18 protein-coding genes are annotated in these 24,725 nt (G+C 61.2%); 11 read left to right on the top strand and 7 right to left on the bottom strand.

The genetic code is table 11. From position 1 onward, the window contains the following. Window positions 1-30: 30 nt before the first annotated feature. A complete protein-coding gene (locus EV688_RS10770; protein WP_117317934.1) occupies window positions 31-1,002 on the bottom strand; it encodes a class I SAM-dependent methyltransferase in 972 nt (323 codons plus the stop codon). A gap of 245 nt (window positions 1,003-1,247) precedes the next feature. Between EV688_RS10770 and EV688_RS10765 the strand changes: the two genes are divergently transcribed. Genes EV688_RS10765 through EV688_RS10755 form a run of 3 tightly spaced genes read left to right on the top strand, consistent with a single transcriptional unit; the run spans window position 1,248 to window position 4,586 of the window. Further along, window positions 1,248-2,621: a hypothetical protein gene (locus EV688_RS10765; RefSeq protein ID WP_117317936.1), complete on the top strand. Its 1,374-nt coding sequence runs from the start codon at window positions 1,248-1,250 to the stop codon at window positions 2,619-2,621. A gap of 10 nt (window positions 2,622-2,631) precedes the next feature. Then, entirely contained in the window at window positions 2,632-3,804 is a 1,173-nt protein-coding gene (locus tag EV688_RS10760; protein ID WP_117317938.1) for a hypothetical protein, read from the top strand. Then, on the top strand, window positions 3,801-4,586 hold the full coding sequence (locus EV688_RS10755) for a HEAT repeat domain-containing protein (protein WP_117317940.1): 786 nt from the start codon (window positions 3,801-3,803) through the stop codon (window positions 4,584-4,586). The genes EV688_RS10760 and EV688_RS10755 overlap by 4 nt, the downstream gene beginning before the upstream one ends. A 42-nt stretch (window positions 4,587-4,628) precedes the next feature. Here EV688_RS10755 and EV688_RS10750 read toward each other — a convergent pair whose 3' ends face one another. After that, the gene (locus tag EV688_RS10750; RefSeq protein ID WP_117317942.1) at window positions 4,629-6,089 is read right to left on the bottom strand and encodes a tetratricopeptide repeat protein; all 1,461 of its coding nucleotides are present in this window, start codon (window positions 6,087-6,089) and stop codon (window positions 4,629-4,631) included. A gap of 261 nt (window positions 6,090-6,350) precedes the next feature. Here EV688_RS10750 and EV688_RS10745 point away from each other — a divergent pair, with 261 nt between their 5' ends. Then, entirely contained in the window at window positions 6,351-7,802 is a 1,452-nt protein-coding gene (locus EV688_RS10745; RefSeq protein ID WP_117317944.1) for a metallophosphoesterase, read from the top strand. Beyond that, entirely contained in the window at window positions 7,802-11,641 is a 3,840-nt protein-coding gene (locus EV688_RS10740; protein ID WP_117317946.1) for an alpha/beta fold hydrolase, read from the top strand. Before EV688_RS10745 ends, EV688_RS10740 begins: the two co-directional genes overlap by 1 nt. Window positions 11,642-11,675: 34 nt before the next feature. Here the strand turns inward: EV688_RS10740 and EV688_RS10735 are convergent, their stop codons facing one another. The 4 genes from EV688_RS10735 to EV688_RS10720 form a co-directional block, all read right to left on the bottom strand. Next, a complete protein-coding gene (locus EV688_RS10735; protein WP_162883910.1) occupies window positions 11,676-14,510 on the bottom strand; it encodes a TonB-dependent receptor plug domain-containing protein in 2,835 nt (944 codons plus the stop codon). A gap of 60 nt (window positions 14,511-14,570) precedes the next feature. Beyond that, a complete protein-coding gene (locus tag EV688_RS10730; RefSeq protein ID WP_162883911.1) occupies window positions 14,571-16,013 on the bottom strand; it encodes an ATP-binding protein in 1,443 nt (480 codons plus the stop codon). A 50-nt stretch (window positions 16,014-16,063) separates the two neighbouring features. After that, window positions 16,064-16,723, bottom strand: coding sequence for a response regulator transcription factor (locus EV688_RS10725; protein ID WP_117317951.1), 660 nt, complete (start codon window positions 16,721-16,723; stop codon window positions 16,064-16,066). Window positions 16,724-16,940: 217 nt separating this feature from the next. After that, complete coding sequence (locus EV688_RS10720; RefSeq protein WP_162883912.1) at window positions 16,941-18,023, bottom strand: diguanylate cyclase; 1,083 nt, start codon at window positions 18,021-18,023, stop codon at window positions 16,941-16,943. A gap of 146 nt (window positions 18,024-18,169) precedes the next feature. On the opposite strand from EV688_RS10720, the gene EV688_RS10715 reads away from it, so the two are divergent. Beyond that, the gene (locus tag EV688_RS10715; RefSeq protein ID WP_117317955.1) at window positions 18,170-19,738 is read left to right on the top strand and encodes an SLC13 family permease; all 1,569 of its coding nucleotides are present in this window, start codon (window positions 18,170-18,172) and stop codon (window positions 19,736-19,738) included. Here the strand turns inward: EV688_RS10715 and EV688_RS10710 are convergent. Then, window positions 19,710-20,363, bottom strand: coding sequence for an SOUL family heme-binding protein (locus tag EV688_RS10710; protein ID WP_205686634.1), 654 nt, complete (start codon window positions 20,361-20,363; stop codon window positions 19,710-19,712). The genes EV688_RS10715 and EV688_RS10710 overlap by 29 nt on opposite strands. A 205-nt stretch (window positions 20,364-20,568) precedes the next feature. On the opposite strand from EV688_RS10710, the gene EV688_RS10705 reads away from it, so the two are divergent. The 5 genes from EV688_RS10705 to EV688_RS10685 all read left to right on the top strand — a co-directional run bounded on the left by EV688_RS10705 (window position 20,569) and on the right by EV688_RS10685 (window position 24,720). Beyond that, on the top strand, window positions 20,569-21,549 hold the full coding sequence (locus EV688_RS10705; RefSeq protein ID WP_117317957.1) for a phytanoyl-CoA dioxygenase family protein: 981 nt from the start codon (window positions 20,569-20,571) through the stop codon (window positions 21,547-21,549). Continuing rightward, entirely contained in the window at window positions 21,546-22,388 is an 843-nt protein-coding gene (locus EV688_RS10700; protein WP_117317959.1) for a class I SAM-dependent methyltransferase, read from the top strand. Before EV688_RS10705 ends, EV688_RS10700 begins: the two co-directional genes overlap by 4 nt. Before the next feature lie 42 nt (window positions 22,389-22,430). After that, window positions 22,431-23,330, top strand: a complete 900-nt coding sequence (locus EV688_RS10695; protein ID WP_162883913.1) for a class I SAM-dependent methyltransferase — start codon at window positions 22,431-22,433, stop codon at window positions 23,328-23,330. 115 nt (window positions 23,331-23,445) lie between these two features. Continuing rightward, a complete protein-coding gene (locus EV688_RS10690; RefSeq protein ID WP_205686635.1) occupies window positions 23,446-23,721 on the top strand; it encodes a hypothetical protein in 276 nt (91 codons plus the stop codon). Window positions 23,722-23,829: 108 nt separating this feature from the next. Next, the gene (locus EV688_RS10685) at window positions 23,830-24,720 is read left to right on the top strand and encodes a metallophosphoesterase family protein (protein WP_117317963.1); all 891 of its coding nucleotides are present in this window, start codon (window positions 23,830-23,832) and stop codon (window positions 24,718-24,720) included. Window positions 24,721-24,725 lie beyond the last annotated feature (5 nt).

Here is a 24,725-nt window from a genome sequence, read left to right as displayed (position 1 = left end):
CCGGTTCGCGCCCGGGCAAGGCCTTCGACATCACGCCGCAGAGCGAACGGCCAGGAGCTGCCAGGCAAGCGGCCGCGCGTCGACCTTCAGCGCTCCGGCTTCGCGTACCGACAGTCCCTGTTGCTGCCAGGCGCGGGTGACCGACGCCATCTGTTTCGCGCTCAGTGCTGCACTGACCATGCCCTGCATACGCCCGTGGTAGCTGTTCAGCTGGTCATCAATGCGGCGCAGCCAATGCAATACCGCGGCCGGATCGTGGAATCCGGCGCGTTCGTAAACCTGGCTCACATCCTGGCAGAGGCGACGAACCCAGGGCATGGCCGCACAGCTCGGACCGGTCCTCACCAGGGTCGCCGTCGCCTGTGTTGCCCTGCGCAGTGCCGCGTTAATGCGGTTGAGGTCGCGTCGTCCGCCCGTTCCCGGGGCGTCCAGCAAAGTGAACAGTCCCAGCATGCCCTTCAGCAGACCACTATCGCGCATGGCGGCAAGCACCCGGGCATTGTCTCGACAGCCCTGGGCGATGGTGCCCTCGGCGTGGTGAGACAGCAGCATCAGTTGCCCGTCGGGCGCCAACAGCGCCGCGACATCGAGCAGCGCGTCACGCCCCGCATACTCGAGGCCGAACTGACTGACCACGGCGTCCATGCTGCCCGCTGCTATCGGTAGCCGTGCGGCATCCCCGACCACGCCCTGCAGGGCTCCCCCGGACGCCGTGCACAGTTGCCGCACGGCCGGCTCCGCCACATCCAGCGCCAGCAGCTGCCAGTCAGCTCCGCCCCCTGCCAGTGCCGCCATCAGCCGTTGCGTGACGAAGCCGCCGCCGCAGGCAAGGTCGACAAGGCGTCCACCCGTCCTGCCGGCGAGCTCTTCCGCGCGCTGGTCCCAGAACCGCGTCAGCGCCCGGGTGCCGGGGTGGTCATCCGGCATCGCTTCCCCGGTGCTGCCCGACTCCCAGTAGTCGCTCCAGGCGTCTCGCGGCGGAACGCCAGCGTCAGGACTCATCGGCTTGTTGATAAAACGGATGGTTGTTTTGCCTGTCCACAGCCTTCACCTCTCTCTGCCATCATTTACTGCCTGCCTCAATCGTAACCGGACTTAAGCCCTGGCCCACGCGTGGAAAATGAACGGCGCATTCTGCCCCTTCGTGTCTATACTTAAAAACATTGTCGAAGCCGTCAGAGTAATCGCGGTCCCGGGCTTCGCAGGATAGTGACATTCTCTCTGATCCGCAGCAGGGGTGCCCAGTCATGACCTATCGAGACCATTTCCGCCCGCTCGACCGCAGGGAATTTATCAAGCGAGCGGGCGCGGTCGTTGGCGGCGCGATCCTCCTGCCCTATGGGTGCAGCGAGAGCCAGAGCGGCGTCACCGACAATGCGCCACCCACGCAGTACACCTTCTTCAGGATTCTGGACAGTTCTTCGCCGGTTCTGCCAAAGGCGGCGGAAATTACGCCCGGCATCATGATCAATGACGCGGGTCGCATCCTGTTTTATGGCGACCTGGGAGGTGACAATTATGCACTTTTCGAACTGTTCATGGATTACACAGCCAGCGGTCCGGTGGTGCGCGAGGCGCAGATCGTGGTTGAAACCGGACAGGCCTATGACGGAGGGCCAGCGGTACAGCGGATTCATCGAGCTGATACCAATGGCCGTGGGGATATCTCCCTCGTGCTCGATTTTAGTGAAACAGGCACCGGGCCGGCGGAGCCAGCAGAACTGCCTGCCGTTTTCCTGCGCGCAGAGAACCGCCTGCAGCGCATTTTAAGCTTTGGTGATAAAGGACCCGACGGGGCGATGTTTGGGGGCGCCTTTGGTGACCTGGCCATTAACAATGACCGGGACGTGCTTCTGGTGTCGCATTACGTTTCCGCGGAGAAGGATTTTGGTCACGGCGTTTTTTCATTGCCAGAGGCATCCCTGACAGCTTCCCGCCTGCTGCAAAGCAGCGGCACGGCGCTACAGGGGAGAAACGATGCGTTCATCAGGGGCTTTGGCCTGGTTGATCGCTACGGCGGGGGCAACTATCTCGCGCAGACACAGGTTGCAACACAATCACCATTGACGGCTGGCGCCGGCGGGCCGGGGAGCGGTTCCGTGGGTTCGTTGTTACAGGGCAACGTGCAAGCGGGCCGGACCGCTGCGCCTCCCCGTGTACTGAGCGCGCCACAGACGCTCAGCCTTGAATCAGAGGTGTCGGGAGAAATCATCATGGGCCCACGCGCCGGTGCCGACAATGCCGCAGCCTGGATTACCCACAGCCCGGACGGTGAGCAGCAGCGCCTGTTTTTCAGCAGCAATGCAAGGCCTGTGTCTGAAATCGCCAATACGGTCGGCGATCCCGCAATCTTCTCGCTATCCGCTCCCGTTCTCAGCGGCAACGGCACACTGTCGTATCTGCAGATCAACGATGACGAACAACGCCCTCCCGAGTTGAAGGTGGTCGGCGCGGACGCGCCGGTAACTGTCCTGCAGGTCGGTGACAGGATCGGCGGAGAGGCGATCACCGGGCTGATGTACGGTTATCACAGCCGCCAGGCCGATGAGGCTGGCCGCATCGTCGTTTACGCGGAATTCGGCGAAGGCGAGGCGGCAATTCTCGTCGGCATACCCGCATAGGAGGGCGATCATGGCAACCATCCAACCCACCCGGATTGGCACCGCCTATACCCGCAGTGGCAGCACTGACGGTCTCGATATCTGCGATGGCGTTCCTCTGCTTCCACAGATTGGCGCCCTGCAGGCAGGCACCTCCTTTTCCTACCGTGACCCGGTCAGGATCCTGGCTGTCAGCCCCAAGCGCATTCTGTTGTGGCGACTGTCTGGCAATGTCGGCTACCAGCTGGTGGCCGGCGTCTGCGGACCGGCCTACGCCGCGACGTTCATGGTAGAGGGAGAAACCCGCGGCCGAGACGTGAACCTGCGGGTATCACAGGACGAAGCGGCGGCGGGCGTGTTTGCTGGCATACGCGTGGATTTCCCGGGCAAATTTCAGGTTGATGCGGGTTCGCCGCGGTGGACCTATAAAAAAGGGTTCTATCTCAAGTGGTCGACGGCGTTTCGGAAAACCTTTACGCCATCCATCGATGTCCTCGGCCTGCTCATCAAGATCATCAGGAAACTGATGCAGGAAATGAGCAAAAACAGCGACATAAAGGAAGGTGAAGAGCTCGAAGGTGAGCCGAGGGAAAACAAGGAAGAAGAGAAGAAACCCGAGCCCAAGCCTAAACCGAGTGTCAGGGTGAAGTCCTGGGGGATGTTTGACAAAACCGATAACACATTCAACAGCAACAAGGGCACTGTCTCACCCGAACCGACGCTAACCCTGATTGTCGACCTTGTCCCTCTGTGGCCTGAGCTGGTGGCAGTGGACAAGGGCCTGAAGGCCCTCTGGGGTGGATTAAGCCTTGGACCGAAGTTCCACTTTATCGTGCCCGTGCACATTCGCTTCAAGCGGGTGCAGCTGGATGAGGCCGAAGTCCGCTCCCTTGAATACAAAGACGGTGGACTCACGGGAACGCTGGACCAGGCTGTCGACACGGTAACCCGCCTGCAGGTAGACATGGACCACAACCCGGCACTGACGTTCGGCACCTCGTTTTACCTGAGCCTCTCGGTGTGCAAAGTGTTCAGCTTTGATCCGGAGAGCCCAATGCTTCGACTGGACAGGATACTTGGCGTCGAAGTCAGCGGAGGCCACTACTGCAATGGTTTTGTGAATGAAGTGGGCGTCGAGACCTCTCCGGCGGAGCCGCTGGTACCCTGCGCGGATGCCTCCATCGCGGTCATTCTTGATCCATGACGGGTGATGCACAGGTACGGGAGTTCCGGATCAGAAGCGTGGGGGATCTGCTGCCTCTGCTGGACCATGCCGATCCCGGGGTCCGTGCCGCGGCGTTTTCAAGCGTGCTCGCCGATCCCGACAAAGCGATGGCACTGGCGTCATACAGGAACCGGGATATCGTCGATATTTTCATCGACAGGCTGAAGAGGCCTCTGCCGCAACGCGACAAGGTCCCGCTGCTTTCTGTCCTCGGTCAATTCAACGATCGCCGGGTGGCTGCCTTCTTCCGTGGGCTGCTGCTGCGGGAGAACAGTGATGAACTCCTGCATATCGCGGCGCGATATGTCATCGATACCGGTCTTGAGGTACCGATGGAAGAGCTGCTCCGCTTGCTTCACAGTACCGACAGCATGAGCAGGAACCGCATCGCCGCCGCGCTGCTGCATGGTCACAGAAACCTCAGCAGCGCCGACTGTATCCGGGTCGCTGCATTCAGTTCAGGCACGTCACCGTTTCCGCCGCTGGATAGCGCGACCGCAGAGGCCTGGCAGCAGCAGCTGGATTCACCCTTGCGTGACTATCTATGCCTGGTATTGGAGACGAGCGGGCCTGCGCTTGAGGACTGGGAGATTCTGTGGCCAGCCCTGGAGGCGGAGCTGCAGAGCTGGCTGGTACGGCGTGCCTGTCATCATTCGCCGCCGGTAGACACCATCATTCAGCTTGGCCTCGCTTCACCGCGTGACGCGGTGCGGTTGTCAACTGCCCGCTATATCCGGCTTTATGGACTGGCGCGACCCTGATGCATCGGGGGTATGGCGCGCTTTCAAGGCGATGACACTGCGTTATGATTCGCCGTCATCCGGCCAGAACGCTGTGAGCTGCTCCGCCTGAGCGTATATCTCAGGCCGTACCCGGTTGTGCACCACATAGGCCAGAAACCGCCCGGGCGTGATGTAGGGTTGGAAGGTGTGCGCCAGTTGCAGCATGGTGTCTTTCGCTGCGTCGAGCCTGCCCAGCTCGAGGCACGCCAGAATCTTTCCGACATAGGCGGGCGTATACCCCACGAGGGCGATGGACTGCTCAAAAAAAATCAATGCCCGTTCCGGATCGCCGCGTGCAGAGGCCAGGGCGCCGCGGAAAAAGTTCCATATGTACTGGCGGGGATCGCGGGGTGACAGTGTAAAAGCGAGATCTATCTGCTTTTCGGCTTCGTCGATCTTTCCGCACTTCAGCAGCATGTAGCCGTAGTCCGCCTGGACGTGCGCATTGGTGGCGTCCGCATCGACCGATTTTGCCAGGTAGGGAAGCCCCTGTTCATAGCTGTCGAAAAATGCACTGACCCAGCCTCGGGCATGCAGAACAAGCCCGTCCATGGGGTCGAGCCGGACTGCCGCCTCGGCATCGCGTATCGCCTGCGCTTTGTCATCGCGACGCTGTTCGCTGAAACCGAACGCGACAGCGGTCGCAACAGTGACGGCGCGGGTTGCCAGCGCCCGCGCATCCCCCGGGCCGCGCGCGACGGCGATCTCAGCCAGCTTCCTCGCCTCCCGGAACGTGTCTCCGTCATGCCCGCTGAACAAGAACGCGTGGTAAGCCAGGCGGGTGAGAGCGGACGCACTCAGATTATCGGTGCCAAGATTGAGCGCGTGTCTGACTTCAGCGCCAATGATGGGAGGCACTAGCTGGGAAGCAATCTGCAGGGCGAGGAAGTCACTTTCGCCGACGGATTCGCCCAACTGCCGTGAATAGTAAGCAGACCAGAACTGGCCGCCTGTCCGCAGATCGGTGAGCTCGGCGGTGATCCTGATATCCGCTCCGCGCGGGCGGGTGCGGATTTCCAGTGCGTACTTCATTCCCTGTGAACGGAGCGTGTCCAGAGGGACCGCGTCATTCAGAAAGCGAACCTCAAACAGCGATGAGCGAACCAGGATGGTTCTCAGGTCGTCGTTAAGCTCGTTTGCCCAGTCGTCATCCCGGTCGTCGTTGACCTTGTCGATGACCGGCAAAATGGCAAGGGTCGCCTCTGACGCCATGGGGGTTGACGCCGCGAAAGGCTCACGCGCAGGAATCAGATTCGGAGCGCCCGGCCCGGCGGCGGTCATTGCCGGTTCTCCCTGCGCGCCTGCTGCTGCCACGACCGGTGCCGGGGCCGACTTTTCTGCCAGGCTACGCGACCTGTCGGACCGTCGATCGCGAACAAGCCTGTAGACGGGACTGAGAACAAAGCCCAGCAGCGCAAGCAACCCCACGACAGCACTGATGGCTGCCTCGCGTTCACCAAGCCATGCGATTATCGTTTCCATTGTGGGTTGCCATTCACCCCGTATGGCTATTCCGGTAACAAGTCTACATCAATCAATCAGCGTTTAGCGCGCACGACGTGAAAAGCCGTTCGACGCGTCCGGCTTTGTGGTCTATATCATTAGTGGGACAGGTGGTGAGTTACGCGACGCTCTGAGTGACGGCTTCATGGCGGCCGGGGATTTCCAGGACAGCGGCTGGGTCTTTCCGAACTCGCTGTGCAATCCACAGAACACCTATGATAACAACAAGGTAAGCACAGGATGGCAATACAACTGATCTGCCTGTCGGATCTGCACCTGGGGGCTGATCACAGCGTCCTGACCCAGCTTGACGGTACACAGCGCGCGAGTCGTTCATTATCGGCGTTTGCCGATGCGTTTTCGTCCTTGCTGGAGCATTTGCCGGTCACGAAAAACACGCGTCTTGTCCTGCTGGGGGATGTACTGGATCTTGGGTTCTCCAGCCTGCCTGACGTCGTTGCGACCTTCAGGGTCTTTGCCGAGACCTTTCTCTCGTCGAGGGGCGGTAAAAAGCTCTCGCCGGACATCTTGTTCGTCCCCGGCAACCACGACCATCAGCTGTGGCAAACGGTAAAAAACACCTACATGGTGCGCCAGGTCGTTGAGGGCATGACGCAGGATCCGCGGGAAATTACCCACCTGTTCAATCCGCAGCACCTGGAGTCCTATCTGCTGCAGGATATTCTCAAGTCCGTACCCGGGACCCGGGACTGTAGCGTCCAGATTGCCTATCCCAATTATGCGGTGCTGGATGACAGTGGGCAGAAAGGGGTGGTGCTGCATCATGGACATTATACGGAGTCCATGTATCTGGCCATGAGTGCCCTCCGGCAGCGGCTTCAGGGCAGGCTGTCGCTTTCCGAGGATATGAGTGAAATCGAGAAAGACAATGGCTACTGGGTGAACTTCCTCTGGTCAAGTCTGGGGTCATCGGGCTTTGGTCACACGGCGTTCAACATGTACGAGACCCTGCTCGATACGGGCGCCAGTCACGAATTCATCAGGGCGTCGGGGAAAGTCATCAGGAAGTTCATGGTGGAATCCCTGAGTCTGAGCGACAACACGGTACAGTCTCTTGAACCGGGGCTCAGCCTGGAGAAGATCATCGACGCCATGCTGGATGCCAGCGTGGGAAAGTTTGCCGGATCCGAGCGCCTGAGTTTCGGCAGCGTCCTCTCACGAGACGGTATCGTAAAGCTCAAATGGTATCTTGGCGGCCCGGTGAAAAACCAGTTTCTGCAGGAGCGGGTTGACGTGCCAAAAGACCTGAGCTTTGTTTTCGGACACACGCACAAACCCTTTGAGGACAGGCTGCCCATCCCGGGCTTCGCAGATCCTGTCAAGGTGTTCAACACGGGCGGGTGGGCAATCGACAAACCGGTAGTCAGCAGTGTTCAGGGCGCCGCCGCCGTCTTTATCGATGACAATTGTGATGTCGGTTCCCTGCGGCTTTTCAACTGCTCTCCCAATGGCGAGGTGACGCCACCCCATATCGCAGGTGCCGGCAGTCTCGATGACGCTGAACGGCCACTTCTGCGGCTGCTTGAAGACGCGCTGTCGCGGAGTACGGAAGACTGGTCGAAGTTCAGCGCCGCGGTGAGTCATGACGTGCAGCGCAACACCTCCCGAGTGCTCGATCGTTACTTTGATCCCGCGTCGGACACCGGCGTCAGAATCGGCAGGGCGGTGTGATGAAGCCGATTTCCATCACCCTCGATAAGGCCAGAGACCATTACGACATCCTGGTGGTGGGTTCCGGGTATGGCGGCGCGGTTGCGAGCTCACGCCTGGCCCGCGCGGGTCGCCAGGTCTGCCTTCTGGAGCGTGGATGCGAGATTCTTCCGGGCGATTTTCCCGATAGCATTTCCTCCGCGAAGGACCAGTTTCAGCTGAATACACCCATGGGACCCATGGGCAACCCCAAGGGTCTGTTCGATATCAAGGTGAACGAGGATCTCAATGCGCTGGTGGGCTGCGGACTCGGGGGAACCTCGCTGATAAACGCGAACGTGGCGCTGGAGTTCAAAAAGAACGTCTTTGACCAGGATAGCTGGCCAGAGCAATATCGATGCGGCGACTTCCTGGAAAAGTACTATCAGCTTGCCCGGGGCATGCTGGGCGCCAATCCTTACCCGCGGGATGATCTGAACAAGCTCAAGGCGCTCGAGCAGTCTGCCCGGTCGATGGGCCTGGATTTTTACAAGCCACCGATCAACGTGACCTTTGAGGATCGTATCAACGAGTTTGGTGTCGAGCAGCGCGCCTGCACGAATTGTGGTGACTGCTGCAGCGGCTGCAATTACGGCTCCAAGAACACCACACAGATGAACTATCTGCCCGACGCCCACAACCACGGTGCAACCATCGTCTGTGAGGCACGCGTTGAGAGGCTGGAGAAACTCGCTGATCAACAGTGGCAGCTGCAGGTCACTGACCTGTCCGACGATGCCGCCACCCCGCGGGTTTTGACCGCCAACATCGTGATCCTGTCTGCAGGCACCTTCGGTAGCACCGAAATCCTGCTGCGCTCCCGTAAAGAGAATGTGCTGGAATTCTCTTCGCGGCTCGGTAAGCGGCTTTCCGGCAATGGCGATGTTCTGGGTTTTGGTTACAACAACTACTGGGCACTCGACGACGAGAAAAAGCCCAGGCCCGTATACGGCGTTGGAATGGGCGCAGCAACGGCGCCGAAGACCGTGTTTCCCGGACCCTGTATCACCGGCATTATCGACAATCGGGAGTCTGTCAGCCTTGAGCAGGGCCGCGTCATCGAAGAGGGGGTTATTCCGGGTGCGCTGGCAATGGCGTTACCGCCGGTCTTCTTCTTCGCCGGTGCCCAGTATGCCAATTTCCTGCATTACGGTATGCAGCAGGCCGCTGAGCGGCTTGAAGACGCCAGCGACCTGGGCAATGCCATTGCCAATGACCCGGGATCCCTGGCATCGCTCGCCTACTCGGGCACGGTATCGAGAACCCAGACCTACCTCATCATGAGCTACGACGACTCCGGAGGCACCCTGCAGCTGGATAACATGGGCAACGTGCGGGCCAGCTGGAACGACGTCGGTCGCAGCAAGTGCATCCGTGATGATAATGCGGCGCTGCAGGATGCCAGCGCGGGCATCATGGGACAGTTTATCCCCAATCCCATGTGGTCTGAGCCCCTGGATTACAAGATCATCACCGTACATCCCCTCGGCGGCTGCTGTATGGGTGATGACGCTGATCGCGGCGCGGTAAGTCCGCAGTGTGAGGTGTTCAGCGCGGACGGCAGCGTGCACGATGGCCTGTATGTGATGGACGGTGCCGTAGTGCCCACGGCAGGCGCCGTCAATCCGTTGCTGACAATCGCGGCTATTGCTGAGTACGCCGTAGCGAGCCTGGCTGGAAAACACGGCTGGACCATTGACTACTCACTCAACGCCTCACGACCGATAGTGCCTGAAGCGCCCTCTGATCATCGCAAGCGTGCTTCCCACGGTCGCCACGAGGGGACTGCCACGCTTGCCGAGCATATGGACGATTCCGTCCTGGAAAAACACGCGGCCTGGGGAGCGCTTGGCAAGCTGCTCGGCCGGCTGAAAGCATCGCTTGAGAATGACTCGATCGACGTGGCGAAGCGCATACTCCGTGTCCTGGTGAAGGACTATCCGGACTTCTTCAGCCCGGGCGTCAGTTTTGCGGAGACGATGCGTGGCTTTGCCACCACAAATTTCGACACGCACAAGCCAGACCCGGCGCAGAGAATCTCAAACGATTATCAGCTGGCGTATGCGCAAGGCAAAGGTGACGGTCATGCGATTCAATACGATCTCACTATCAGTGCAGAGAACCTGCACGAGTTCACCGAGAACCATCGTGCGGAAATTACCGGACATGTCTCCTGCACGCTCCTTGGGAAAGCACCTCTGGAAGTGACCTCAGGTGAGTTCTTCCTGTTCAATCCGGATGAGGACCAGGTAGAAACCTGGACAATGAACTATCGCCTGCACCTGAAGGGCGAGCGAGGCCCACTCTACTTTGAGGGAACCAAGTACCTGCAGCGGAAGGCGCATTCGCACTGGTGGACCGATGTAACAACATTGTATGTCGACGTTTATGAAGGTGACGGCAGGCACGGCAAGCATCTTGTCCAGGGCATGATGTTGTTGGGCATCGATGATGCGATCGCCATGAGCCAGACTGTCAGGACACCGCTGCAGAAACACAAGCACCGGCCGCTGGAACACGCGATGGCGAAGCTGCTGGCATCCATGGCCAGAAAATACCCGAAACTGGAAAGTGCGCTGGATACGCTTTTCGTTGCGCGATTTGGCGCTTTTGTGGCGCAAACGGTGTTCACGGCATACGGTGGGTTGCTGGCAAACCTGAAAAATTTTCCCAGCGCTGAAAACGCGGTTCGGCAGGGTGACCGGCGGGCATTGAGCCTGCCGGAGCCAGAGAGGATACCGCTGACAATGCCTGACGGGGCAGGCATCACCCTTTATCGCTATGCGCACCACGAGGCGAAGCCACGCCGGCAGATTGTGCTGGCACCGGGTTTTTCGGTCACCGCCGACTCATTTGCCACCCCGACAGTGGATCGCAACCTTGCAGAGTATCTCTTCCATGCCGGCCCAGAAGACAATGCCTCCGATCGCGGTTTCGACGTCTGGATGCTGGCCTACCGTGCCAGCCCGGATTCCGGCAATACCCGGACCGACTACAGTATCGACGATATCGCAACTCATGACTGGCCCGCCGCCATCCGCTTCATTCAGGAAGCGTCAGGGGTAAGCGACGTACATGCCATTGCGCACTGCGTGGGGTCAATGTCGCTGCTGATGGCCTTGCTGAATGGCATGACCGGCGTGCGCTCAGTGATCAGCTCGCAGCTGACCCTGCATCCGGTGACCAACTGGCAGAACTTCCTCAAGGCGGACATTGACCTCGTCGCGCTGCTGGAGCACAGCGACGAGAACCACATACCCGACAGCCTGCCGGATATGCGTGAAACGATCCCGCTCGTCCCCGCAAAGGCCGACAGGAGCGGCAGTCCGGACAAACAGTCTGCGGCGCTTGACGTACTCTGCTGGCAGGTGCCCCTGCCGCCGGGTGAAGAGTGCAACAACCCCGTCTGTCGCCGGGTATCAGCCATTTTCGGCCCCTCGTATACGCATTCCCAGCTCAATCACGCAACGCATATAGCGCTGGAAGAGTGGTTCGATACCATTGCGGTCAAGCCATTCCGGCAGCTGGAACGGATTATCGAAAAGCAGTATTGCGTTAATCGCGAGGGCGAAAATACCTACCTGCCCCAGGTTTCGCGGCTGGCTCACATACCGATTCATTTCATCGCCGGGGGGCGTAACGAGATCTTTCTGCCGGAGACATCGCTACGCACCTGTGAATGGCTCAAGGCCCATAACACGAGCGGCGACTACAGTCGCCAGGTGTATGAGCGATACGCGCATATGGACTTTTTCATTGGCCGCTCTGCGGCAGCGGACGTTTACCCGGATTTTCTCGTTTTCCTTGAAAAACATTCCTAGTGGGCCATGCCCGGATAAACGATCCACAAAATAATTACAACAGGCGCTGAGTCAGGCGCAGCCAGAAGGTGGTGCCGAGCAGGCGATAGGTCGAGACATCGGTGTTACCTTCATCCGCATTCACGAACAGCGGTGGTTGATCATCCAGCAGATTGTCAATGCCGAACACCAGTGACGTTCGAGTTGGCAGCGCATAACCCACGGTGACGTCGTGGTAGACGACGTCGCTTATGCGGTTCACGGTGCCCGGGAATACCTCGCCCCCGCTCTCCTCGAGGGCCCCAATCCACTGGGCCTCGTACCCGACTGTCCACGAACCTGCACGCCAGTCCAGCCGGTAGTTGCCCTGCCATTCCGGGATGGCACCGAAGTTGTCCCGGTCGAATCCGCCGGCGCCGGCGAAGGGCGCCGCACCGGGAAACGCCACCAGCTCCCGATCCAGTACATGGCTTATCATCAGCCGATGGCTGAAGCTTCCACCGAAGCCCGCGTGTCGGTACTGCGCGTCGAGGTCAAGTCCCCGCGCGGTTTCCGTTGCGAGGTTCTGCAGCTGAGCCTGTACGTCCACGATACGCCCACCCAGCTCGCGATTGATCCGTCCGCAGAAAGCCTCGGCGCCTGTCGCCAGGCATTGCTCAAGAATCGTATTGGCGCCGAGACTGGCAATACCGGCGTCAATTTCCATGTCATAGTAATCCAGGCTCAGCTGAAACTCCGACACTGACTGCGGCGTCCAGGTGACTCCCAGGGTACGGACTTCTGCCTGCTCCGGACTCAGGTTACGGTTGCCGCCAGACAGCTCCGGGGTCTCCTCGCCGCTTTGAGCAAAGCTGCCGTCGGCGGGAACGCCCTGGGCCACGCAGCGATCAATCTGGACCGACGTCAGGCGAGAAAAATCAGCGCAGGGATCGAGGACAATCGGATTGGCCTGGCTGAAACCACCAAACAGTTCACCGACGTTGGGTGCTCGGAACGCCTCGGACCAGGCGCCACGCAGGCGCACAGACTCGTTCACGCTCCAGTACAGCCCGGCCTCGGATACAACTTCCGTGCCGAAATTGGAGAAATCCACCCAGCGCGTGCCAAGATCCATCGATACCGATTGTACCCACGGCGCATCGGTGAGCAGCGGAATCCCCACCTCAAGGTAGGCTTCATTGCTGTCAAAGCTGCCGCGGGTTATCGCGCGGGCGCTGCCACTGGTGTTGCCGCGGACCGTCTGCGGATCGGGTATATCTGCCGCTTTCTCCTCCCGATACTCGAAACCCACGGCCACCTGCAGGGCGCCCGCCGGCAATGCAAACAGATCACCAGCAAGGTTGGCACTGGCAACCGTCTGCTCATTGAAGCCACTGTCACGCAGATCAGTACCGGCGTAGGCGAGCATTTCCGACGTGATACTGCCCGCGCCACCGAACAGGTTCAAGGGCACGCAGTCGGCGATCGGTGCGGCCGGCGTCCCGCAAACGGCGTTGCCGCTGCTGTCGCGGAAGGACGGCCCCAGTGCAGTGCGCAGCCGAGAATCCAGAAGGTCGCCGGTCTGGCGTTGATCGATGGTGTTGCGGCCGCGGTTCAGGCTGACGTCCCAGAACCAGCCTTTCACCGTTCCGTCCGCGCCGAGCACGAAACGCCATGCCTCATTATCCTGCACAAAATCGCGGGGCCCGCCCTCGATCAGGCGACGCCGCACGTCGGTGAGCCTTTCGCCAAAGGGATTGAACAGGTTATCGGCACTGACATCCACATCTTCTTCGCGGTTGGTGAAAAAAGGAAGCGGTGCCAGTCGGGTGCGGGAATCGCGCTGGTGGTACAGCGTCTCGGCGAATACATTGAACGCCGCGGTGACGCTGTAGCGACCCTGTGCAAACAGTGACAGGCGTTCCGAGGGTTGCTGCAGATCCTCGAAGGGGTTGAAATTGTAGCGATCGGTATCGGGGGCGGTGTTGTCGCCGATCCAGGGCCGGAAATCACTGAGGCTGTCGCCATCGGCGCCGTCGATCAGCGTCAGGTTGCCAAGCCCGGTGTTGAAGCGTCCCTGCGGCGGCGCAGAGCTGCCATCAAACGTCGGCGTGTTGTCAGGGCCAGTAAAGGTGAGCCGGCGCTCGGAGAAACTGCGGTCTCCCTTGCCCACGGACTGTTGATCAACGTACTCCGCGCCCAGCATGAACTGCCAGCGATCCCGCTGCTGGCCATAGGCGAGGCTCAGCTGCGCCGCTTCGCCATCGCCGCGGCGGGTACTGGTACCCTGTAGATTCACGGCCAGTCCGTCGGTCTGCTCGCGGGTGATGATGTTGACGACGCCCGCCACGGCGTCAGCGCCATATTCCACCGAGGCGCCGGACTTGAAGATCTCCACCCGCTCGACCATGACCATGGGCAGCATGTTGAGGTCGACGATGCCACTGCCACCGCCGCCCCCGGGGACCATCCGGCGGCCATTGATCAGCACCAGGGTGCGCTCGGGTCCGAGTCCGCGCAGCTCGACGGAGGCGATGCCCCGGGAAAGCCCGCCGCCCTCCCCACGCGCGCCGGTGCTCGTATTCAGGGGCGATCCCGCCATGAAGGGGGCCTGCTGCAGAAATTCACCAAGGAAACGCTGCCCCGATAATTCAAGTTCCTGTCGTCCAATCGCCGTCAGCCCATAGGCGCCGTCGGAAATATCCGTGCGCAACCGTGTGCCGGTCACAATGACGTTTTCCAGCTTACGCGCCGTGGCGCTGCTCTCGCTGCTTCCGGTCTGGGCGCGCAGGGCCGCGGGTGTCACCAACAAGGCGCTCGCCGCCAGCCATAGCACCAGGGCTGACAGGCCGTGCAGCGTGCCGGCGTCGACAGGGTTGCGGCTGGGTGGCAGGCTCATTGTCTTGTTCATGTGCATGATCGTTTCCTCGATTGCCCCGATGCACCCTAGCAAGATGAGCTTAAGGCAATCTTAAGGGGTGTTCGCGGACCGGGACAGGTTCGCAAAGACCACCCGTACACACAGACCGGCGTCTGGCGCGGTCGGCAGTATGTCGATCCGGGTCCCGTGTAGCCTGGCGATGCGCTGCACGATCAATAAACCCAGCCCGTGACCGGACTCATCTGTCTGGCGCTGCCCTCTCCTGGGTGGCGTGTCGCCCGCGTCCAGAAACCCCTGCAGTTTTCCCCGCTGCTGTCGCGACATGCCGGCACCCCGGTCACTCACGCTGAGGCTTACCCTTCCATCTTCATGCTGGATAGCAACACATACCTCCGCACCCGGGGGTGAGTGCCGGATGGCATTGTCCATGAGGTTACGCAGCAGGATTGACAGGCTGACAGGCTCCGCATTCAGCCTGCAGACCTTGCCGCTGATCTCGAGGACGAGCTCGACAGCCTGCTCATCCGCGACTGGGGCAAGATCCGCCATGACATCCCGCGCGAGCACCGCCAGGTCCACGGACTGGTGTCGCAGCGCAGCGTCATCGCCTTCCATTCGCGACAGCTGCAACAGCTGGTCGAGTACTCGCGACGCGCGCGCACACTGGCGAATGATTTCAGCGTAGGCGACGGCCGATCCGTCTTGCAAAGATCGGGACGCCGCCAGCTCCGCCGTGGTTTTGATCACGCTGAGGGGCGTGCGCAGCTCGTGTGCAACGTCGGCGCTGAAGCGGCGTTCACGATCAAATGCAGCGGTTGCCTTGTAGAACAACTGGTTGAGTGCGGCTACGAGGGCACTCACTTCCTTTGGTGCCGCGGTTGCCACCGGTTCCAGCAGATCCGCGCGCCGCGCGCGGATCTGCTGCGACAGACGCTGCAGGGGGCGCAGACCATGCCCCACCACCCACCAGACCAGGATGCCGACCAGCGGTGTGAACACGAGGGTGATGCCCGACTGGCGGCGCACAATATTGGTGATGAGCTGGCGCCTGATATCATCCCGTTCGGCAACGCGCACCGTGAACTGCCGTGCCGCGTCATTCAGCGTATAGACGTGCCAGAGGGTCTTTGCGCCATTCGTTTCCTGCCAATGCTCAGAGAATCCCGGCTGCCCGGATTGCCGCAGCAGCGTCGGCGCATTCGGCGACGCCACTGACAGGCAGGCGTCCGAGGTACTCTGGCCGTGTGACTCGCAGATAATCGCATAGGCAAGCTCGCGCCTGTCATCTGCCGCCAGCGCGTTTTTTTCACGCTGCAGATACACACCCTGCATCAGCGGCAGCAGTCTCTGGAGTTCGGCTCGGAACCGCGCCTCATCCAGGTGTTCGCCAGCGCGTGGCTCTGTCTGCGTCCACAGCAACATGATTGCCGCGCTCTGCTGCAGGTGGGCGTCGAACAGGGAGGCAAGTTCGCGCCGGGCCCCCGAACCGCTGATGCCGATAATCAGCGCCAGCGCGCAGACAAGAGAGAACATCAACCCCAGCATCAAGCGAGCGCGTATGGAATTGACTGCCGACGTGGCAATCAGGACGTCACCAGCATGTAACCGACACCGCGCATGGTGCGAATTCGCTCGGCGCCGAGTTTTTTTCGAAGATGATGCACGTGCACCTCAATGGCATTACTGGCGACAGGGTCGAGCCAGCCGTAGAGCTCGGTTTCCAGTCTGTCGCGAGTGACAATCCTGCCGGCATTTTCCAGCAGCAGCCTGAGGAGCATGAATTCGCGGCGCGTGAGCGGTAGCGGCTGGCCAGCGAGCGCGGCGGTTTGCGTGGCAAGCTCAAGCCGAAGCGGACCGCATTCCAGCGCGCTGGCGCATGTCCCGGATGCACGCCGCAGGATCGCTCTCAGCCTGGCGAGCAACTCATCGAAATCGAATGGCTTTGCGAGATAATCGTCGGCACCGGCATCCAGACCGAGGACACGATCTTCTGTGCCGTGGCGCGCCGTCAGTATGAGAATGGGCGTGTTGCTGCCCGAGTTCCGCAGGCGCCGGATCACATTGATGCCAGACAAATCCTGCAATCCGATATCGATGATGGCCAGATCAAACGACCCGCTGTTCAGCAGGCGCAGAGCGTCGATGCCCGAGTAACTCTGCTGAACGCGGTAGTCTGCTGCCACAAGGCCTTCTGTCAGTACAGCGGACAGCGCATGATCGTCCTCAACCAGGCAGAGGTTCATGCCGTGACTCTCAAGGTCGGGTTAGACTCGCATGGTAGGGCGGCGGAAGGGGCCGGGCAACTTTCGCTGGCACCACTGTCACCGTCCCGACATCTCAGTCATTGTGTCGTGGGCAATGTCTCGTCGCTTTCCCAAGAGAATAACCGAATTCCACCCGTTCAAAAGCGGCGTGCGGGATCAACGATCACCCGTTGGGCATGCGCGACGGGGATTTGAATCAGCAGGCGACCAGATTCCGGCCGCCATCCTTTGCCTGGTAAAGCCTGTCGTCCGCGCGCCGCAGGGTGTCTTCAATACACTCGCCAATGCGATGATCCGCGACACCCTGGGAAACGGTAACCTGGCCTCCCCCGGGCAATCCGGAAAAATGCCGGGCTGCAACTGTGTCACGGATACGCGTTGCCATTGCGCAAGCGTCATCCAGCGATGTCTCGGGGAGAATAATCACAAATTCCTCGCCGCCGAAACGGCCCACAAAATCGCCCTCGCGCACCACGCCCCGCAGGGCATCTGCAATCTCGCACAGAATCCGGTCGCCGGCCTCGTGCCCCCAGGTGTCGTTGACCTCCTTGAAATTATCGACGTCCAGCATACTCACGCACAGTGCGTCCTGCTCATCAGTGCGCCGCTCGGTGCGTGCTGACTCTCTCGTCAGTTGCGCCATCAGGGAGCGGCGGTTGGGCAGCCGTGTCAGCGGGTCCAGCGTGGCCAGTTCAGCCAGTTCGCGGTTCTGGGTTTTCAGCCTGCGACGCATACTCGCAACGACACTGCCGAGGTAGGCGTTTATCACCAGTACGCAGGTGTAGGCGAAGACGACAACGGCTTCCAGCAACAGATTGACGCGCTCAGGCGCCCACAGTGACAGTGCCACCAGCAATCCCAGATAGCCCCCAAGAATACAGCCGACCATCAACAGCATCCCGCATCTACCGAGGCGGAACATGCCAAACAGCAGACTGCTGGTGCCCATAAGCAGCAGGACCATACGGGCCTGCGGCTCCACGACATGGAACATGATATAGATGACGGGAAACACGGATAGCGTGATCTGCCGAGCCGTCATGCTGGGGTCTTCAAAGCGCAGGTTGACGCCGGTTTTTACCAGCGCGAAAAACACGAGATCCAGGGCTGCAATCATTCCCAGGTAAATCATCACCGGCAGGCCGGGGACCATACCCATGCCGTACAGCGCGCCAACAATCAACATGGTACAGGCTTGAACGCCAACGCCCCAGACCATGCGCTTGAGGCGCAGCGACTGTGCCTGATCGACAGTGTAGGTTTCTTCGTTGATGACCATGCTTTGCATTAAGGCGGTGAGGGTACGTTATAGTACGGGACGCCTTGCCGCCAGCAAAGGGCGCTGGCCCGGGCGATCGGAGTTTCTGCGTCGCCTGAGCCACATGCCGGTGCCCTCGGGCGCGGCAGCGCCGGAAGAGCCAACACATGCCAACACATAACAACAGCAAGGACGCACTAACGCCCATGCCACCAGACAGCAACACCGCGCCAGACCCGAAAGCCGCCAACAGCCGGCCTTACTCCAGAGCCCAGGCAATCGGCCTCGCACTGGGCCCGTCGCTGTTTGCGCTGACGATGCTGTTCTTCACGCCCGACGGCCTGGATTACGCGGGCCGCGCCGTTCTGGCCACAACGCTGTGGGTCGCCACCTGGTGGATCACCGAGGCCATTCCCATTCCCGGCACCTCGTTGCTGCCACTGGTGCTGCTGCCGGTCTTCGGCGCGCTGGACAGCGCAACGGTGACCTCGTCCTACGGCAATGACATCATCTTCCTGTTTCTCGGTGGCTTTTTCATCGCCACCGCCATGGAAAAGTGGAACCTGCACAAACGCATTGCGCTGGGGATCATTGACGTTGTCGGCACCAGCACCCGGCGCATCCTGCTCGGCTTCATGCTCGCCACGGCCTTCCTGTCCATGTGGGTGTCAAATACCGCGGCGGTCATGATGATGATCCCCATGGCACTGGCCATCACCGCACAGGTGGCCAGCGGCCTTAAGGGCAAGCCCGAGGAGCGCGACCTGCCCACCTTCGAGAAATCGCTGATTTTCGGTGTCGGCTATGCCGGCACTATCGGCGGTGTCGGCACCCTGATCGGCACGCCTCCCAACATCATTCTGGCGGCACAGGCACGGGTCCTGTTTGATGTCGAGATCACCTTCGCCGGCTGGATGGCGGTCGGCGTACCTGTGGTCATCCTGCTGCTGTCAATCGCCTGGCTCTACCTGGCCCGAGTGGCCTTTCCTACTCGCATCCGCGAACTGCCCGGCGGTCGCCGCGTGATCCACGCCGAGCGGGAGGCCCTGGGTCGCACCTCCTTCGAGGAAAAAGCGGTGGCCGCAGTGTTTCTCTTTGCCGCCTTCCTGTGGATCACCCGAGGCTTTATCTGGGCCGACCTGCTGCCGGAAATCCGCGACGGCATGATTGCCGTGACCGCGGCCGTGCTGCTGTTTGCGATTCCCGCGAAAAGCCATCGGGGCAGCCGCATCCTGGACTGGACTGATGCGGTGAACATTCCCTGGGGTATCCTCCTGCTGTTCGGCGGCGGCCTGGCCATCGCCGCCGGCTTTCGCGAGACCGGCCTGGCGGAATGGATCGGTACGCAGCTCACGGTACTGGAGGGCCTGCACCTGATGGTCATCATCAGCTGCGCGACCCTGCTGATTCTGTTCCTGACGGAGATCACCTCCAATACCGCCACGGCCACCATGATCCTGCCGGTGGTCGCGGCCCTTGCGCTGGCCCTGGAAGTCCATCCCTATGCACTGATGATCCCCTGCGCCATGGCCGCCAACTGCGCCTTCATGCTGCCGGTTGGCACGCCCCCGAATGCCATCATCTTTGCCACCAACAAGCTGACCATCCTGGAGATGGTGCGCACCGGCTTTCTGATGAACCTGATCGCGGCGGTGATTATTGTGCTGATGGTATATTTCCTGGTGCCGTGGATGTGGCGCATGGACTTCAGCGCGATACCGGCGAGTTTCCGCTAGCCGGCACCCGCACAGGCACCAGAATCTCGTTGCGACGCAGGAACCAGGGCATGAATGGCGGATTGTATTTCGCCCAGGTTGCCGGCCCGACCGCCTGAAGACCGCGCGCTTCGATCCATTCCCGCAGCGCTGCCTCGTTCCTGTCGTAGGCGGACTGGCTCCAGAAGCCCGAGTAGCGGACTGCCGCAACAGTCCGCGCCGGCACCTGGCGCAGGGTAATTTCCGGGCTCTCCGGCTCGGGGAGGGTCTCAAGCGTGAAATGGGACGGCATCATGAAGCTCACGGCCCAGCCCTCTCCCCGAGGCTCCTGGCCGACGGGCGTCGTCATGTCAATGTTGCCCGCAGGCGCCGACTGCCCGACCGGCGAGGTCATGGCGATTTTCTGCCGTGGCCTGTTGTTGCCGGCAATGTACTGAAAAAGCCGGTTGAAGGCCTGGCTGCCTGCCCCCTCAAAGTCACTGGAAACCACTGTCTCCGCGACAATGTGCGGCGCGTAGTCGCGCAGCTCAAAGGGCTTTTCCGCTAGCCTTACCGTGTATTTTGCCTCTTCAATTGCCATGACCTTCCCTGCCGCCAGCAGCTCCATGAGGAGCACTGCCAGGATGATGAACTGTCGTCGGATCATTGTGCAGGCTTCCGGCATCCGCGCGCACCTTCCGGGCGCTTGAGTCATCATTGTAGCGAAAGAAACCGCCAGGTGGCTTGTCCGGCGCAAGCCCCGGATTTCCCGTACTCGGGAATGGCTTGTGCGCATTCGGTTTCAAAAAGGCACATTTCCCGCGCTGCGCCAGTTTCGTTAAGCTGTTCCCTCAGATGATCCGGGAGTTCCGATGTCCGAAAGCGCCGCAAGCGATAACACCGATATCAGTCAGCCGTGGGATCAGGATAACCAGGCCTGGTGGGACTGGTATGTCAGCCTGGCAGACAACGCCGGTGAAGACCCGCGGATCCTGCCGGCACCACCCATACCGGACCTGGAACTCCCCGATGACCCCGCCATTGTCAGGGAGCTATGCGCACCCTATCGCGTCAGCGAAGCGCAGCGCACCTTTTTCCGCAACAACGGTTTCATCAAGCTGAAGCAGGTGTTCTCACCCGGTGTGCTGCTGCGGCTGCGCCGTGAGCTGGTTCGGCTGCTTGACATCGAATTCGGTGTCGATCCGGATACCGATGCCCGGAACCGCTTCCTCAGTCTCGAAATGATCTGGCAGGACAACCCGCTGCTGAGGGCCTATGTCCTGTCCCCGCGGCTGGCGCAGATCTCCGCGGAACTCCTCGGCGTTGGCGCGGTTCGTCTGTACCACGACAACGTGCTGGCCAAGCAACCCGCCTGCGGGCGCACGCCGTGGCATTTTGACGATCACCACTTCCCCTTTGACACCCACAATGTGGTGACGGCCTGGGTCCCCGCCCAGGCAATCCCGCTGGAGATGGGCCCCCTTGCCTTTGCCTACCCGCTGGATGTTCATCGCCTGGTGGACGCAGTGAGCTTCGAGAAATCCGGCACCGGCTATGACCGCAGCGTCGCCGATATCTTTGCACGGAATAACGTTGCCATTGATGAAACGCCCTTTGACATCGGCGATGTCAGCTTCCACCACAACCTGAGCTTCCACACCGCCGCCAGTAACCGCACCGACCGCAGCCGGATTGTGCTGGCCAACACCTACTACGAGGATGGCGCCCGCATTATCGATTCCCCGACCCTGGTGTCCGGTGACTGGCAGAAGTTCATGCCCGGCGTCGGCCCGGGCGAGGTCGCGGCAAGCCCGCTGAATCCGGTGTGCTGGCCCGTGGAGATTGAGCGATGAAAGACGAATTGCTGGCGCGAAGTTCAGCGCACTGGTCAGAGGCCCGGCGCCCGGGCATGGAGGCCTTCTACACGCTTGCCACGGACGATTACCGATACCTGGCCGAGGCACGCGACTGGGCGACCTGGCTTGCACAGGCGCAGGCATCCGCCGGCGAACGGTCTCTTCGCCTGCTCGACGTTGCCTGCGGATCCGGGAAATTCCCCAACGCACTGGTTCGCCATGCCGGCATCGCCGCGCGCAGCCTGCCTCCGATCATTACCGATCTGCTGGATCCCTCGGCATTCTCCATTGCAGAAGCCCGTGCGGCACTGCCGCTGCCATTTACGCCCGCGGATGAGCATGAGGTAACCCTCCAGGACTTTGATCCACCCCCCGAGGGTTATGACATCGTCTGGGCAACCCATGCGCTCTATGCCGTGCCGCGCCAGGACCTGCAGGCGGCGTGCGCGAAGTTCTGCGCCGCCATCGGCAACAACGGCCAGGGTATTATCGCCCACAGCGCCGCAGCCGGCCATTACGTGGAGTTTCATCGGCGCTTCCTGGCTGCCTTTGGCAAAGGCGATATCGAACCCTACGTCTCTGCGGAGCAACTGGCTGCCTGCCTGCGGGCAAGCGGCGCCAGAGTGGATGTTACCGACATCTGCTACGACACCATTGCCCACCCCGACGCCACCGGTGCCGTGGAGGGCTACCTGCAGCGCTGCGTGTTCGACGACAGCGTTCCGCTCTCTGAGCTGCTGTCGCGGTCGCCGACCTCAGAGTGGCTGGCAGACTGCCAGACGACCGATGGCTGGCGCTTCCCACAGGTGGCTCACCTGCTTGACGTCACGCTCTGATTCCCGTTAACCCTGCAAGCGGCAGGAAAAAGGACATTCCCGTTGAACAATTTCAGTCCCCTGCGCTCCGAATGGACAGAAAGCCTTGCACGCGGCGAGCAACCCGACGCCGGCGCACTACGTTTACACCTGCGCGCCATCCATCAGGATCATGCCGGTTTTACCGAGACCTGCGCGCAGGCGTGTCGCGACGCGGCGGGACGCACGAGCTACGAATGGCTGGCCGAAGCCGCACCCCATGGCGAAGCCCATGTGCTGGACCTTGCTTGCGGCTCCGGCGTACTGCTGGATATTCTGCATGCACGAAACCCGGCGCTGTCCCTGGTCGGTATTGACATGTGTCCCGAAGAACTGACGCTGGCGCGGCATCGACTGCCCTGGGGAGCTGCACGATTGCTGCAGGCGGAAGCGCAGCATCTGTGCGTACTGCAGGATGACTCGATGGACGCCGTGCTGTGTCACTGGGCCCTGACCCTCATGTATCCGATCGAGCCCGTCCTCGGAGAGGTAAGGCGAATCCTGAAGCCGGGCGGTACCTTTGCGGCGCTGGTGGACGGGCCGATGCAGGCTGCCCCGGGCTATGCAGAGACACATGACCTGATCTATGGGCATGTGCAGGCGGAACTCCCCGACTACGGCACTATTGATCTGGGTGACCCGCGCGTGCGCGGCACCGACAGTCTGATTGAGCTGGTGCGCGCCGTATTTCCGCAGGCAGACGTGAGCGTCGAGACCGGCGTCGTCGCCATGCACGGAACAGCGGCGGAAGTGGCAGAGGCTGCGGCCGGTTTCTTTTACGCAGCCTTCACGCTGTCGGGCGCGCGGCGAGCGCAGATGCTAACGGAACTGTCACACCTGCTTTGTACCCCGGCCACCACCGCGTCAGCGGATACCCCGGCCCGCTTCGCCATGCCGGTCAACCGTTTGCTGGTAAGGCCGTGATCACCCACCGAATCCGTCGCGCGGATAGTCTCCTGGCTGGCACCGGGTTTGAATGAGGGAGGGTAGCCGACTCCGCGGTGGCGGTTGCTGTGAGCTGTGTCGCCGACAGGTCACAGTGCTTACGCGACACCACCTGATCCCCCAGACGCGCCACAGGAACCGCCGCAACAAGCGCGATTTCGACCGCGATGACGTGAAGCACAGGATTGCACTGCTGTGCCGGCCCTGCCACGCACATGTGCACGCAACGCTCGACAACAAAGCTCTGGAGCGTGAATTCAACACCGTCGAAGCGCTGGCCGCGCATCCCGAGATCGCCCGCTTCGTGGCCTGGATCGCGCAGCGGCCGGACGGGACGCGGGTCGGATTCCGGCGCTGGAATGAGACGTGACGGCAGCTTGTCGCGACTCCTCCGAGGTGTTCGCCGAGGCGCTGTCACACTCACGTCATTGTTGTGTGTTACTTCTCTCCAACTTAACTTCCATACCCGGAGACCCCCATGACACGGATTCAAAGCGGCGCTATTGCCCTGACACTGTTGCTCGGCCTTGCGCTTGTCATCCCGGCGGCCTTCAGCGCCGACAGCAAAGACGTTGTTCTGCGATTCGCCGCGCTGGGCGACGCTGAGCCCAAGCCCGAGCCCCGCTTCCCGCACATGGCGGCGGCGGTAGAGGACGTCAACAGCCTGGCGCAGGCCATGGATGTGGATTTCGTCATCGGCGTTGGCGATATCGCCCACAAGGGAACCCGCATTCAATACGAGAACGCGACCGAGGTCCTGCAGGCGCTGAACCTGCCCTTCTATCCCATCATGGGCAATGAAGAGCACGGCAGCACGGTGGCGCGTTACCTGGCCTACGCCAATCGCTGGGGCGCACAGAAGGCGGAAATCAAGGACCCCAGTTACGTGGTCGAGACGGATACCGTGGCGCTGGTCTTTGCCTCGCCGGACGTCGGCCGGGATTTCAAGGACAGCGGCATCGAGTGGATGCTGGAGCAGATCGGGCAGCTTGCACCCAGGCCGGTGCTGCTGATCGTGCACGGAGCGCAGACCGGTGCCTACCCGGAAAATCCGGACAAGGGCATCACCCATGCACGCTTTGCCGAGGTTGTCGGTCAGCCCAACCTCGCGGCCGTCATTTCCGGTGATCTGCACATGGACATGGAGCGGGTGAACCACTCCAAGCGGATCGGCGCGGTTCACTACCTGCACATTCCGGCGCTGGAGCGCACCAAGATTCCCGATGAAACCCGCCACACCGCCATGTTCCGTGTGTTCACCGTGCGCGCGGATGGTGAGGTGCTGGTGGAAACCTACGAGGTCGGCGTCGCCGAGCCGCTTGAGCGGCACGACTACCGCTTCCATCTCCGCAGAGACGCGCGCTCATAGCGGGC

The organism is Chromatocurvus halotolerans, from assembly GCF_004340525.1.
Classification (GTDB): Bacteria; Pseudomonadota; Gammaproteobacteria; order Pseudomonadales; family Halieaceae; genus Chromatocurvus; species Chromatocurvus halotolerans.
Note: the sequence above shows the minus strand (reverse complement) of the source record. Positions and strands in the feature narration are given on the sequence as shown.

Coding starts and splice junctions, on each gene's coding strand:
- EV688_RS10710 (WP_205686634.1), bottom strand. CDS start 20,363: ATGATCCGACGACAGTTCATCATCCTGGCAGTGCTCCTCATGGAGCTG.
- EV688_RS10725 (WP_117317951.1), bottom strand. CDS start 16,723: ATGAACCTCTGCCTGGTTGAGGACGATCATGCGCTGTCCGCTGTACTG.
- EV688_RS10740 (WP_117317946.1), top strand. CDS start 7,802: ATGAAGCCGATTTCCATCACCCTCGATAAGGCCAGAGACCATTACGAC.
- EV688_RS10685 (WP_117317963.1), top strand. CDS start 23,830: ATGACACGGATTCAAAGCGGCGCTATTGCCCTGACACTGTTGCTCGGC.
- EV688_RS10705 (WP_117317957.1), top strand. CDS start 20,569: ATGTCCGAAAGCGCCGCAAGCGATAACACCGATATCAGTCAGCCGTGG.
- EV688_RS10720 (WP_162883912.1), bottom strand. CDS start 18,023: ATGGTCATCAACGAAGAAACCTACACTGTCGATCAGGCACAGTCGCTG.
- EV688_RS10750 (WP_117317942.1), bottom strand. CDS start 6,089: ATGGAAACGATAATCGCATGGCTTGGTGAACGCGAGGCAGCCATCAGT.
- EV688_RS10760 (WP_117317938.1), top strand. CDS start 2,632: ATGGCAACCATCCAACCCACCCGGATTGGCACCGCCTATACCCGCAGT.
- EV688_RS10700 (WP_117317959.1), top strand. CDS start 21,546: ATGAAAGACGAATTGCTGGCGCGAAGTTCAGCGCACTGGTCAGAGGCC.
- EV688_RS10765 (WP_117317936.1), top strand. CDS start 1,248: ATGACCTATCGAGACCATTTCCGCCCGCTCGACCGCAGGGAATTTATC.
- EV688_RS10730 (WP_162883911.1), bottom strand. CDS start 16,013: ATGTTCTCTCTTGTCTGCGCGCTGGCGCTGATTATCGGCATCAGCGGT.
- EV688_RS10715 (WP_117317955.1), top strand. CDS start 18,170: ATGCCAACACATAACAACAGCAAGGACGCACTAACGCCCATGCCACCA.
- EV688_RS10770 (WP_117317934.1), bottom strand. CDS start 1,002: ATGAGTCCTGACGCTGGCGTTCCGCCGCGAGACGCCTGGAGCGACTAC.
- EV688_RS10735 (WP_162883910.1), bottom strand. CDS start 14,510: ATGAACAAGACAATGAGCCTGCCACCCAGCCGCAACCCTGTCGACGCC.
- EV688_RS10755 (WP_117317940.1), top strand. CDS start 3,801: ATGACGGGTGATGCACAGGTACGGGAGTTCCGGATCAGAAGCGTGGGG.
- EV688_RS10745 (WP_117317944.1), top strand. CDS start 6,351: ATGGCAATACAACTGATCTGCCTGTCGGATCTGCACCTGGGGGCTGAT.